General features: G+C 64.0%; 13 protein-coding genes. 12 read left to right on the top strand and 1 reads right to left on the bottom strand.

The genetic code is table 11. From position 1 onward, the window contains the following. Positions 1–17: 17 nt before the first annotated feature. On the bottom strand, positions 18–452 hold the full coding sequence (locus ACWIGM_RS09685) for a hypothetical protein (protein WP_454025730.1): 435 nt from the start codon (positions 450–452) through the stop codon (positions 18–20). 311 nt (positions 453–763) lie between these two features. Here ACWIGM_RS09685 and ACWIGM_RS09690 point away from each other — a divergent pair, with 311 nt between their 5' ends. The 12 genes from ACWIGM_RS09690 to ACWIGM_RS09745 all read left to right on the top strand — a co-directional run bounded on the left by ACWIGM_RS09690 (position 764) and on the right by ACWIGM_RS09745 (position 11599). Continuing rightward, positions 764–1306 (top strand): response regulator transcription factor, encoded by a 543-nt coding sequence (locus tag ACWIGM_RS09690; RefSeq protein ID WP_454025731.1) that lies wholly within the window; start codon positions 764–766, stop codon positions 1304–1306. After that, positions 1306–2880, top strand: a complete 1575-nt coding sequence (locus ACWIGM_RS09695) for a PAS domain-containing sensor histidine kinase (RefSeq protein WP_454025732.1) — start codon at positions 1306–1308, stop codon at positions 2878–2880. The genes ACWIGM_RS09690 and ACWIGM_RS09695 overlap by 1 nt, the downstream gene beginning before the upstream one ends. Before the next feature lie 151 nt (positions 2881–3031). Continuing rightward, positions 3032–3238, top strand: a complete 207-nt coding sequence (locus ACWIGM_RS09700; protein WP_454025733.1) for a LysR family transcriptional regulator — start codon at positions 3032–3034, stop codon at positions 3236–3238. Beyond that, on the top strand, positions 3150–3539 hold the full coding sequence (locus ACWIGM_RS09705) for a LysR substrate-binding domain-containing protein (RefSeq protein WP_454025734.1): 390 nt from the start codon (positions 3150–3152) through the stop codon (positions 3537–3539). The genes ACWIGM_RS09700 and ACWIGM_RS09705 overlap by 89 nt, the downstream gene beginning before the upstream one ends. Positions 3540–3875: 336 nt before the next feature. Continuing rightward, a complete protein-coding gene (locus ACWIGM_RS09710) occupies positions 3876–4628 on the top strand; it encodes an SDR family NAD(P)-dependent oxidoreductase (protein WP_454025735.1) in 753 nt (250 codons plus the stop codon). 104 nt (positions 4629–4732) lie between these two features. Continuing rightward, positions 4733–5512: an alpha/beta fold hydrolase gene (locus ACWIGM_RS09715; RefSeq protein ID WP_454025736.1), complete on the top strand. Its 780-nt coding sequence runs from the start codon at positions 4733–4735 to the stop codon at positions 5510–5512. A gap of 91 nt (positions 5513–5603) precedes the next feature. Beyond that, positions 5604–6425: an alpha/beta fold hydrolase gene (locus tag ACWIGM_RS09720; protein ID WP_454025737.1), complete on the top strand. Its 822-nt coding sequence runs from the start codon at positions 5604–5606 to the stop codon at positions 6423–6425. A 148-nt stretch (positions 6426–6573) separates the two neighbouring features. Then, entirely contained in the window at positions 6574–7470 is an 897-nt protein-coding gene (locus ACWIGM_RS09725) for a helix-turn-helix domain-containing protein (protein ID WP_454025738.1), read from the top strand. A 133-nt stretch (positions 7471–7603) separates the two neighbouring features. Next, positions 7604–8890: an MFS transporter gene (locus tag ACWIGM_RS09730; RefSeq protein WP_454025739.1), complete on the top strand. Its 1287-nt coding sequence runs from the start codon at positions 7604–7606 to the stop codon at positions 8888–8890. Beyond that, complete coding sequence (locus ACWIGM_RS09735; RefSeq protein ID WP_454025740.1) at positions 8883–9770, top strand: amidohydrolase family protein; 888 nt, start codon at positions 8883–8885, stop codon at positions 9768–9770. Before ACWIGM_RS09730 ends, ACWIGM_RS09735 begins: the two co-directional genes overlap by 8 nt. A 42-nt stretch (positions 9771–9812) precedes the next feature. Next, positions 9813–10679: a helix-turn-helix transcriptional regulator gene (locus tag ACWIGM_RS09740; RefSeq protein ID WP_454025741.1), complete on the top strand. Its 867-nt coding sequence runs from the start codon at positions 9813–9815 to the stop codon at positions 10677–10679. A 248-nt stretch (positions 10680–10927) separates the two neighbouring features. Then, the gene (locus tag ACWIGM_RS09745) at positions 10928–11599 is read left to right on the top strand and encodes a response regulator transcription factor (protein WP_454025742.1); all 672 of its coding nucleotides are present in this window, start codon (positions 10928–10930) and stop codon (positions 11597–11599) included. The last annotated feature ends 112 nt before the right edge of the window (positions 11600–11711 follow it).

Here is an 11711-nt window from a genome sequence, read left to right on the forward strand (position 1 = left end):
AAGCAGTATTGGCGACATCAGGCAGTGACGGATTGTCCTGAACGGCGCATCGCCCAGGAGGTCAACAATACCCCGAAGAGCGCCGGCATGGTCACTGCCGGGAAGTCGCGTGGAATTACCGACGGCGAACAGATGCCGACAGCGACTTCCCAGAAATGGAAGAGCGCGTGCGCGCAGAGCCAGATCGTCGCGACGGCCCAAAGGCCGATGCGACGCTGGGGCACGAAGAAACCGACCGCGAAGGCGATACCGAGGAAGAGCTGGATCATCCCGATGTCGCGGATGAAGTGCTGGTTAAAGAAGCCGGTGTCGGTCACGCCCGGCACGAGGTCATACCAGGCTTGGGGGTTGATCAGCATGAAGATGCCGTTCAGCGTGAGAAAGGCGCCGTTGAAGATGACCATTGCGATGATCGCCCCAGCCACCCAGCGATTGTCGTTGCCGAGTTCCATGTCGAATTCCTTAGTAGCGAGGCGCGTGGCAATTCCGTTGGGATTTCTGCCGGGAAATGCTGCTGCCGCTCTCTTCGATCAGCTTCAGGCATCGCACGGCCAGGCAAGATTGCTTCGACCAGCGCAATGACGTCGTTTCAGGCTAGGGAACGACAACCACGCCGTCGATTGAGCCGAGGGGTGAGGATGAACCATCCCGTCGACTAGGGTGGCATGGCCGGAAGGCAGGCCGCTCGGCATAGCTTGAGAGCATGGATTCATAGCCGCCGGTCAATTGCCAGTCGGCGGCTACTCGGGTGAAGGCTCGCTCCATGGGCGAGCTTGTGAAGGCCTGGTCGAGCGCGTGCGAAGCGCTGAAACCTAGACCTTCGGATGGTTACGTCCGCCTGTCTTTGGCGCGACAGATGATGGGAGGGCGAAGACAGTTTCGCCGGGAAAAGGCCAGGTTCGTGCCCGAGACATTCTTGATTGCTGTCATCGACGATGATGAGGCCCTTCGAGAGGCTTTGTGCGAGTTGCTGGCCGCGCTCGAGTTCCCATGCCGGCCTTTTGCGAACGGAACGACGTTTCTCGACGCGTCGGATTGCGAAACGTTCGACTGTATTCTGGCCGACCTGCGGATGCCGCGGCTGGGCGGGATGGAGTTGCAGGAAGCCCTGGCCGCTCGCGGCTTGCGCGCTCCCGTCATCATCATGACTTCGCACATCTCGGCCCATGCCAAGGCGCAGGCGTTGGCTGGCGGAGCGCTGGCCGTGCTGATCAAGCCGATCTCGCAGCGCGATCTCATCCCGCTTCTCGAGGCTGCCATGGCTGACGCCGCTCGCTATGCTGCTTGCCGCCCGGCGGAGGACTAATGACGATGTTGATGCAGGGCCCCACGGGCGAACTCGCGGACCATATGTCGGACGGCGTCATCCTGTGCGATGGTGAAGGCAGGATCCGCTACTGGAATCCGGCGGCGCAGGTGCTTTACGGCTGGTCGGCCGAACAGGTGATCGGCCAGAACATTCGGGCCCTGGCCGTCAGCGCCGAGGGCCATGATCGCGACTGGCGCGCCTTGCTCGCGGACGGGCAATGGGCCGGCGAAGTCGGACGCGTCAATGTCGCGGGGCTGCCGATTTTTGCGCCGACCCGCCGTGTCGTGCGGTACCGGCAAGGCGGAGCGATCCAGGATGTGGTTGAGATCAACGAGGCTGGCCGAGGTAGCGAGCAGGAAGCTCTCGCTGCAAGGAACGCGCAGCTCATCCGCCACATGCCGGCAGCACTCTGGCAAGTCGATTCACGCGGTGCCGGGCAGGTCTTCGCCGAATTGCGCGCGCAGGGCGTGACCGACATTGCGCGCCATCTCGATGATCATCCCGAGATGATCGAGCGCGCCAAAGACATTGTCCTCGTCGCCGACGCCAATCTCGCAGCCGTCGAGCTCTTCCAGGGCAACGATACGACGGATCTGATACGCCCGGTCCGCTACCTGTTCGCGGGCACTCCGCAAATGGCCAGGCGGGTTATGATCGCGCATTTCGAAGGTCGGCGCAGTTATGTGGAGGAGGCCAGGATCCTCAGATTCGATGGCGTCGTCCGCGACGTGATCTTCTCGGTCACCTATCCGATCGCCAGCGAATTGCAGGATACGACCTTCATCCTAATCGAGGACATCACCGACCGTCGTCGCACCGAGGATCAGTTGCGCCGACTCCAGGCCGACTACAGCCATGCGGCCCGCATCTCGACACTCGGCGAGCTCGCGACCTCGATCGCGCACGAGGTGAAGCAGCCATTGTCGGCGATTATCACCAATGCCGAGGCGAGCCTGCGCTGGTTGGACAAGGCTCCTCCAAATGTCGACAAGCTGACGCAGCTGACGACGCGTATCGCCGAGAGCGCTCACCGCGCTAACGAGATCATTCAGCGCATCCGTGGCATGGCGACGAAGCACGAGCCGGAGCGCACGCTGGTCGACATCCCCAGCGTGATTTCCGAGGCCCTGCTGTTCGTGCGGCACGATGTCGAGACGCGCTCGGTCGATCTGTCGATGAAAGTCCCGCGCAACCTGCCGAAGATTCCCGGCGATCGCGTTCTGCTTCAGCAGGTCTTCGTCAATCTCCTGGTCAACGCGATCCAGGCCGTCATCCCGCTGGAGATCGAGCGCCGCCGGATCGCGATCGAGGCGCGGCAGATCGGCGATCAATGGCTCTCGATCCTAGTGAGGGATAGCGGGCCAGGCATTTCCGACGACGCCATGTCCCGGCTGTTCGAAGGTTTCTTCACTACCAAGGAAGGCGGCATGGGCATGGGCCTGGCGATTTGCCAATCGATCGTCGACGGCCATGAGGGTTTCATCTCGGCGACCAACCAGAGCGATGGCGGCGCGGCGTTCGAGGTGCGTCTGCCATTGCATCCGAAAGACCGGGAGCAATTGGCGGCGTAAGGCCGGATCCAGTCCGACTGAAGCCTTGCAGCTCCCCGGCGTCGCTGGAAGCTGCAACCGAGCCCATTGACCGCGGCGCTGCCGCCGCGAGGCCGCCTTTCCAGCCTCTCGGGCGATGTTCATAATGTGCCTCTGTGTTTACCAGGGCGGCATGATGAACGTTCGGCAGGTCGAGACCTTCGATGTGGTAATGAAGGTCGGATCGATTTCTCGAGCGGCCGAGATCCTCGACGTCACCCAGCCGGTGGTGAGCCGGACGATCGCAGAGCTTGAAAGCGCGCTCGGCTTTTCCCTATTCGACCGCGTGCGCAACCGGATCGTTCCGACCCCGGAGGCCAAGCACAGGGCGTCAAGCTGATCGGCTATGTGCCGGAGGATCGCGGCGGCAACGTCTCAGGGCGGCCTTCGATCAGGACGGCGCCCAGCCGATCACCGTGATCAGGACGATCAATGCGACGACCGTCTGCGCCCTGGTCGCCGAGGGAATCGGTGTCGGCTTCGTGACCCCTTACGCTCTGGCTGGCCTCGACCTTACTCGTTTCGCGGTCAAGCCCTTCGAGCCGCCGGTGCATAGCCGCTCCTTGCTGCTACTGCCGATCGATCGCCCCAAATCGCTTCTGGTCAAGGCGATGATCGATTGCCTGATGGTGTCGGGCTAGCGCAGACGCGTGATCGTTTCGAGCGCTCCGAGATACACGACTCGGATGACCCCGCTTCTGCGCGCGATCTTCAGCAGCTGACAGATTGTCGACCTGAGCAGTTGGTTAGGGAGGCCGATCGTCTGCGTGGCGGTCTAGCTGGACCGTACGCCCTCCTCAGCTGAACCGGTGCCCGACCTAGCTCAAGGTCGAGGTCGGCCGCGCTCTTTCGATAACAAGACGATCTCTCCGTTTGATTGAGCAAAGAAGACGCCGCTGCGACTGTTTGCATGAAGAGAGGCCGCGGAAAGCCCCGCAGTCAAACTCAAGCACAGTAATAGATATTGGGAAGGCGTCATGGGTGCTTTCAAGGACAAGGTTATCGTCGTCACCGGCGGCAGTTCCGGTATAGGCCAGGCTACGGCGCTGGCCTTCGCCAATCAGGGCGCGAAAGTCCTGATCACGGGGCGCCGTGCAGCACTTCTCGAAGCTGCGGCGGCCAGCCACGCCAACATTGCCCCGCTGGCCGCCGATGTCGCCTCTCCCGACGATGCGGCGCGGACGATCGCCACGGCGGTCGCGGATTGGGGACGCCTCGACGTTCTCGTGAACAACGCCGGCGCCGGCGCGATCCTGCCGCTGGCCGATGCGACGGCCGAGCGGATCAGGTCGATCTTCGCCGTGAATGTGCTGGGACCGAGCCTGCTTGCTGCCGCCGCAGTGCCGCATCTAGTGGCGGCCAAGGGCGCGATCATCAACGTCTCCAGCACCTTCGGCCACAAGCCGGCGACCGGCCTCTCGCACTACGCCGCGAGCAAGGCCGCGCTGGAACATCTGACCCGCTGCTGGGCGCTCGAACTCGCGCCGCAGGGCATTCGCGTCAACGCCGTCGCGGCAGGACCGACCGAGTCCGGCGCCCTGACTGGGATGATGGCCCTGTCGCCGGAGCAGGCGGCCGCGATCATGGCGCAAGAGCGCGAACAGATCCCGCTGAAGCGTCGCGGCGTTCCGGACGAGGTCGCCCGCTGGATCGTGCAACTCGCCGATCCGGCATCCAGCTGGGTGACGGGGCAGATCATCGGTGTCGATGGCGGTCTCGAGCTCGCCTGATCCGGCCCGGTCTCAACCTGCACATCGATCGCTCGGGCCCGCCCGGAATGCCGCCAGGCAAGCGATGGCCGAGCTCAAGACGTATCCAGAAAAGGAGATTCTATATGCGAAAGAGCGCACTCGCTCTGGCCGCAGCCCTGTCGCTGGCTGGCTCAAGCCACGGACTGACCCAGCCCGCCCAATCCAAGCCGACCATCGTGCTCGTGCACGGGGCCTTCGCGGAATCCTCAAGCTGGAACGCGGTGATCGCCGATCTGAACCGGGAGGGCTACCGCACCATCGCCGCCGCCAATCCGCTGCGCGGTGTCGCTCGCGACGGGGCCGCCGTCGCGACGCTCATTCGCTCGATTTCCGGGCCGGTCGTCCTGGTCGGGCACTCCTATGGCGGACCGGTGATCACCGAGGCTGCCAATGGCAACGCCAATGTGAAGGCGCTGGTCTATGTCGCGGGATTTGCGCCCGACATCGGCGAATCCAGCCTGAGCCTCTCCGGCAAGTTCCCCGGCAGCACGCTCGGAAACGCCATCGTCTCGGTCGCCCTGCCGGGCGGCGGACAGGACCTCTACATCGATCCTGCGAAGTTCCACGCCCAGTTCGCCGCCGATGTCCCGAATGAGCAGGCCGCTTTGATGGCCGCGACACAGCGCCCGGTGGCGCAGGCGGCGCTGGCAGAGCCTTCTGGCGTCGCGTCCTGGAAGGCGCTGCCGTCCTACATGATCTACGGCTCCGGCGATCGGAACATCCCGCCGGCCGTAATGGACTTCATGGCGACGCGCGCTCGGTCCGTGAAGACGGTGGTTGTCAAGGATGGCTCCCACGCCTTGATGGTTTCACACCCGGCCGAGGTCGCATCGCTGGTCAAGGCGGCCGCGTCGGCCCCTTGAGCCCCGCGGAAGGTCGGTCGCGCAGCAAGAGGCGAAGCGACCAGTTCAGCGCCCGCGGGCGCAATCCAGCACTCCAAGAGGATATAAGACGATGAGCACGATCACCACCAAGGACGGTACCGAGATCTACTACAAGGATTGGGGCACCGGCCCCGTCGTGACCTTCTCCCATGGCTGGCCGCTGAATGCCGACGCCTGGGACGGGCAGATGCTGTTTCTCGTCAGGAACGGCTATCGCTGCGTGGCGCATGACCGGCGCGGCCATGGCCGCTCGAGCCAGGTGTCGACGCGCAACGACATGGACGGCTATGCCGATGATCTGGCCGAGTTGATGAACGCGCTCGACCTGCAGGATGCGGTGATGGTCGGACATTCGACCGGCGGCGGCGAGATCGCCCGCTATATTGGCCGGCATGGCACCAAGCGCGTCAGGAAGGCCGCCCTCATCGGTGCGGTTCCCCCGATCATGCTGAAGACGGCCGACAATCCCGAAGGCCTGCCCAAGGATGTCTTCGATGGCATCCGCGCCGGCATCGCGGGCGACCGTTCCCAGTACTACAAGGAGTTCGCCATCGCCTTTTTTGGGGCAAATCGCCCTGGAGCGACGGTATCGCAAGGCACGCTCGACCAGTTCTGGCTCTGGAGTATGCAGGTCGGTGGTGTGAACGCCTATGAATGCATCAAGGCCTTCTCCGAGACGGACTTCAGCGAGGATCTCAGGAAGTTCGACATCCCGACCCTGTTCCTGCACGGCGACGACGACCAGATCGTGCCGGTGGACGATTCCGCCAGGAAAGCCGCGCGTCTCGTCAAGGATGCCAAGGAAATCTACTACGCCGGTGCGCCCCATGGCCTGACCGTCACTCATCAGGATCGCTTCAACGCCGATCTGCTCGCCTTCATCCGGGCCTAGCCCGACTGAGCGAAGACGGCCTCTCCGGTGCCCCTTCCGGGAGAGGCCGTCGACGCGTTCTCCAGCCCCTCTTCGTGACCAGCTCTGGACAGTGGTGAACCTGCCCGATCGGTGCTAACCGTGGCGATCATCCAGCTTGATCCGATTGATGCAGCTGAATCCGCTTCGCCACGCTGAACTGGTCACCGGCCGCCGGCAGTCGGCTCTCATCGACCTGTGGTCGACGACGGGCTTCGCCGCCGCTGTGAGCGAAGTGACCGGCCCGCATCTCTACGAGTTCGGCGAATTGCCGGTTCCGACGGTCGCGATCACGCTCTATGACGTCCGCCGCCATGTGCTGATCGAAAACGGCAAGGTCCGGCGCGACGGCCCCGTCCATGCTGGACGCTTTCGTATCGGGCAGCCGGGGCGCAGTGTGGTCGTCGATGCCGTACCCGAAATTGGATCGGGAAAGCTGCTGCTACTCTATCTAGGCGAAGCGCTGCTGAAGGAGGTTGGCGCGTCGCGTGGGTTGGCGGATCCGATCGCCCTGATGGACCTCGCCTGGGACACCGAAGATCCGCTGCTGCAGATGTCGGCCCAGCGGCTTGTCGAGGCCAGCGACAGCGGTCACCGGCCCAATGCACTGCTCGCCGAGCAGGTCGCCTACACACTCGCTCTGCATCTGTCGGACCGCTATGCGGCGCCGGGTTCGCCAAAATCCGAACGTCTGCCCACGCTGGACGACACGATGCGCACGCGCATCGCCGAATTCGTGCGAGCCGATCCCAGCGCTCCGGTCACTCTGGCGGCAATGGCACAGATCGCCGGCATGACGCCGCCCAGCTTCGTTCGAAGCTTCAAGCGCTCGACCGGTGTCACGCCGCATCGCTTCGTGGTGGAGCAACGGGTGCTCGCCGCCCGGCGCCTGCTCGCGACCTCCGATCTGCCGATCGTCGAGATCGCCCTGGCGGTCGGCTTCTCCTCGCAATCGCATTTCGGCGTCGCCTTTCGGATGGTGACTGGCGAAAGCCCGGCACGCTATCGCCGTCTGCAGCGCGGGTAAGGGTAATTTTTCGACAAAACCGCAGATGTTGGGAAGCTGCTGGAGAATTTCCCGGCAGACGTTTCCGATTATTTTGGGAGACCTGTCCTCTCGCGCTGATCGCCCACCGAAGGCGACCCGAGGGAGGCTACGAATGGCGACATCTTCAAGCATGGTCGCGCCGGTCGAGGACACCAGCCTGACCGGCTTCTACAGGGACATGACCGTTCCCGAGAAGCGCACCTTCTGGGCCTGCGCGACGGGCTGGGCGCTCGACGGCATGGACTTCATGATCTACCCGCTGGTGATCGGCACGATCATCATGCTCTGGCAGGTCGATGCCGGCACCGCGGGCCTCGCCGGGACCGTGACATTGCTCGCCTCGGCGCTCGGCGGCTGGGGGGCCGGCTATCTCGCTGACCGCATCGGTCGAGTCCGCACGCTGCAACTGACGATCATCTGGTTCTCGTTCTTCTCGCTGCTCTGCGCGTTCGCGCAGAATTTCGAGCAGCTCCTGATCTGCCGCGCCTTGCTCGGCCTCGGCTTCGGCGGTGAATGGGCGGCCGGCGCCGTGCTGATGGGCGAGACGATCCGGGCGCAATATCGAGGCCGGGCGGTCGGCTCGGTCCAGTCCGGCTGGGCAGTGGGCTGGGGGCTTGCTGTACTGGCGCAGGCTGCTTTGTTCTCGCTGCTGCCGGCCGAGCAGGCCTGGCGCTGGATGTTCGCGATCGGGGCGCTGCCGGCACTGCTGGTGCTGTATCTGCGCGCCTATGTGAAGGAGCCGGAGGTCTCGCTCGAGGCCCGCGCCAAGGTTGCCGCCACCGGCGACCGTCCGTCGATCCTCGAGATTTTCCAGGGCCCGATCCTGAAGACGACGATCCTGGCCTCGCTCGTCACCACCGGCTGCCAGGGTGGCTACTACGCCATCACCTTCTGGGTGCCGCGCTTCCTGACGACCGAGCGGAAGCTCTCGATTGTGAGTTCGACCGGCTATCTCTCGGCTCTGATCATCGGCTCTTTCGTCGGCTATCTCGTCGGCGCCTGGTTCGCGGACAAATACGGCCGCCGCAGCCTGTTCCTGACCTTTTCGCTGGGAGCCATGGTGGTCGTCCTCGCCTATACGCAGCTGCCGCTGTCTAACGAGCTGCTCTGGGTGCTCGGCTTCCCGCTCGGCTTCTTCGCCTCCGGCTATTTCTCGGGCATGGGAGCCTTTCTGACCGAGCTCTATCCGACGAGGCTGCGTGGCTCCGGACAGGGCTTCTGCTATAATTTCGGACGAGGCGTCGGCGCGCTCTTCCCCTTCCTCGTCGGCTACCTCTCGCAGATGACCTCCCTGGCCAACGCGATCTGCCTCTTCGCCCTGTTCGCCTATGTGCTGTTCTTCCTGGCCGCCTATGCGCTGCCGGAAACGCGCGGCAAGGTGCTGAACGCCGATGCATGATGAAGCTTCTGCAACCGATCAGGCCCCGGCTTGCCCAGGGCCTGATCCGCATCCACACCGGCCCGTGCGCATCGAGGTGCCGTACGGGGCAGTCGATACCCACGCCCATGTCATCGGGCAGCCTCCGGCCCAGCCCTTCGTGGCCGGCCGCAGCTACACGCCGACGCCAGCCACGCCGGAACGCTATCTCGCCATGCTGGACGCGACCGGCATGACCTATGGCGTCCTGGTCCAGGTCAGCGTGCACGGCACGGACAACAGCCTGATGGTCAAGACCCTGAGGGCGAACCGCGAGCGGTTGCGCGGCATTGCCGTCATTCCGCTCGGCTTGCCCGATAGGGAGCTGGCAGCGCTCAAGGACGCCGGTGTCGTCGGCCTGCGCCTCAACATCCTCTATTGCGGCGGTGTCGGTTTCGACCAGTTGGACGAGTATGCGGCCCTGGCCAGGGATATGGGCTGGCATCTGCAATTCCTGATCGACGCCACGGACCTGCCGCCGCTGGCGCCGAAACTCGCCCGGCTGCCAGTGCCCTTCGTTGTCGATCACTGGGGGCATTTTCCGGTCTCGCGCGGGATCGCCGATCACGGCTTCCGGACACTTCTCTCGCTCGCGCGCGACGGAGCGTGGCTCAAGCTCTCCGGCGCCTATCGTAACACGGTCGAGGGACCGCCCTACGCCGACACGGTTCCCTTCGCTCGGCTGCTCCACGAGGCGGCGCCGGAACGCTGCGTCTGGGGCTCCGACTGGCCGCATGTCGCGCATTGGCAGCACATGATGAACGTCGGCGATCTGCTTGACTTGCTCGCCGACTGGGTGCCCGATCCGGCCGCTCGTGACCGGGTACTCACCGACAACGCGCATCGCCTCTACAGCTTCTGACGCAGCTCGCCACCGCCCTCAACGCGCCCAGGAATGACGACGATGAGCGGAATCGTCTACGAGCCCGAGCAGTTGTCGCGGCGCCAGCGCGCGGTCGCATCCGGCGCGGAGATCGAGCTGGTGACCGTGCCGCCGGTCGCGCATGCCTTCGTCCATGAATCGACCTCTCACCTGCTCATGTTCACCGCGAAGGGAAGTCGCGCCGACGGGGAAAGCCAGGCCGACGGGCTGAAAGCCTCGGTCCTGCGCAACACCTCGGGCACGTTCAGCCTGCTGCCGGCTGGGTTGCGCTATTCGGGCTGGTCGATCCCGGTCCTGCCCGCGGATTATCTCTCTCTCGCGATCGAGCCTTCGTCGCCGCTCCTCGAGTCGTTCCCCGCACTTCGCGAGCTCTGGAGCGCCCCCATCGTCTATGCGCGCCAAATGCCGGTCGACCTCTCGGCGACGCTGCAGCGGCTGCGCCAGTCTTTCGTTGTGCCCGACGCATATAGCGGGCTCTATCGCGACGCCTTGCTCAGCGTGTTGATGATCGAGCTCTTTCGCTGGCTGCACGGAACAGAGGTCGGCTCCTTGCCGCGCGGAGGACTGCCGCCACGCCAAACCCGCCTGGTTTGCGATTTCATTCGCGCAAATCTGAGCAAGGACGTAACCCTGACGGAGCTTGCGCGGCTCTGCGGGCTGAGCACCAGCCATTTCGCAACAGCCTTCCGGATTGCGACCGGGCTGCCACCTCACAAGTATCAGCTCGCCTGCCGCATGGACCTGGCCAAGGCGATGCTCGCCGATCCCGCCACCCCGATCATCGACATCGCCTTCAAGACAGGGTTCTCGACCCCCAGTGCCTTTGCGGCAGCGTTTCGGCGTGAGCTTGGAATGACACCGCGCGATTTTCGCCGCGCCCGGACCTAGCGCTTCCGCTTTCGATTCTCGGAAGATCGCGACATTTGCCGAATTTCGGCGACAGACTCCTCCCCTATGAGGCAGCTACGGAAGGGCTCCGGAAAGACTCCCGCTGGAGTGACCCGATGTCCTTACGAAACAACTGGCCAAGCAAAGCCCGCGCACAGGCCGCATCTAAGCTCGGCACCGCTGGCCAGGCCGCCCCCGAAGCGTTCGCCACAGCCTTGTGCATCCCGCGACAAGGATCGGCATAAGTCATGCTACGTGCTCAGGAAATCCCTCAGGAACGACCGCTCGTGCTCATCGTCGATGACGATAGCGGCATGCGAGACGCCGTTGGAGAGCTCATGCTCTCGATCGGCATGGACGCAGCCGGATACGCCTCGACCAAGGAACTACTGGCCAAGGACCTTCCCGATCGGCCGGGCTGTCTCGTGCTTGACGTGCGCATGCCCGGGATCAGCGGGCTCGATCTGCAAAAGCAGCTCAACGCGCGCGGCGTCGCGAAGCCGATCATATTCCTGACAGCGTATGCCGATGTACCAATGACGGTCGAGGCAATGAAAGCCGGCGCTGTCGACTTCTTCACGAAACCGTTCCGTGATCAGGCGTTGCTCGACGCCGTCGGTCAAGCCATCGAGATAGACCTGCGCCAGCGTGAGGTCAGCGCCCAGGCGCGCCGCAACTCCGAGCTGTTCTCGTCACTGACCCCGCGCGAAAAGCAGGTCTTCAAGCAGGTTGCTGAAGGCAAACTCAACAAGCAGATCGCGTATTCCCTCGGGATCAGCGAAGTGACGGTCAAACTGCATCGCGGAAACGTAATGCGAAAGATGCAGGTCCGCTCCCTCGCCGAGCTGATGAAGGCCTGGTCCACACTGCCCCACATTAGCTCGACTGAGGCAGGGTACACTGCCATCGGGACGGGTTAGAGCCAATGTTCGATGTGTCCGGGCTGGATGTCCGCTTCCTGGAACTGCGGCAACGTCAGCAATTGGCGCATCGCTCACTTCAGATTTGCGTTTCGAATGACTGGCCTTCGTG

This window comes from Allobosea sp. NPDC055332 (assembly GCF_053645455.1).

Bases quoted from the DNA above. Each gene is read 5' to 3' on its own strand.
- ACWIGM_RS09685 (WP_454025730.1), bottom strand. From the start codon at position 452: ATGGAACTCGGCAACGACAATCGCTGGGTGGCTGGGGCGATCATCGCA.
- ACWIGM_RS09690 (WP_454025731.1), top strand. From the start codon at position 764: ATGGGCGAGCTTGTGAAGGCCTGGTCGAGCGCGTGCGAAGCGCTGAAA.
- ACWIGM_RS09715 (WP_454025736.1), top strand. From the start codon at position 4,733: ATGCGAAAGAGCGCACTCGCTCTGGCCGCAGCCCTGTCGCTGGCTGGC.
- ACWIGM_RS09730 (WP_454025739.1), top strand. From the start codon at position 7,604: ATGGCGACATCTTCAAGCATGGTCGCGCCGGTCGAGGACACCAGCCTG.
- ACWIGM_RS09745 (WP_454025742.1), top strand. From the start codon at position 10,928: ATGCTACGTGCTCAGGAAATCCCTCAGGAACGACCGCTCGTGCTCATC.
- ACWIGM_RS09710 (WP_454025735.1), top strand. From the start codon at position 3,876: ATGGGTGCTTTCAAGGACAAGGTTATCGTCGTCACCGGCGGCAGTTCC.
- ACWIGM_RS09695 (WP_454025732.1), top strand. From the start codon at position 1,306: ATGACGATGTTGATGCAGGGCCCCACGGGCGAACTCGCGGACCATATG.
- ACWIGM_RS09725 (WP_454025738.1), top strand. From the start codon at position 6,574: ATGCAGCTGAATCCGCTTCGCCACGCTGAACTGGTCACCGGCCGCCGG.
- ACWIGM_RS09700 (WP_454025733.1), top strand. From the start codon at position 3,032: ATGATGAACGTTCGGCAGGTCGAGACCTTCGATGTGGTAATGAAGGTC.
- ACWIGM_RS09735 (WP_454025740.1), top strand. From the start codon at position 8,883: ATGCATGATGAAGCTTCTGCAACCGATCAGGCCCCGGCTTGCCCAGGG.
- ACWIGM_RS09720 (WP_454025737.1), top strand. From the start codon at position 5,604: ATGAGCACGATCACCACCAAGGACGGTACCGAGATCTACTACAAGGAT.
- ACWIGM_RS09740 (WP_454025741.1), top strand. From the start codon at position 9,813: ATGAGCGGAATCGTCTACGAGCCCGAGCAGTTGTCGCGGCGCCAGCGC.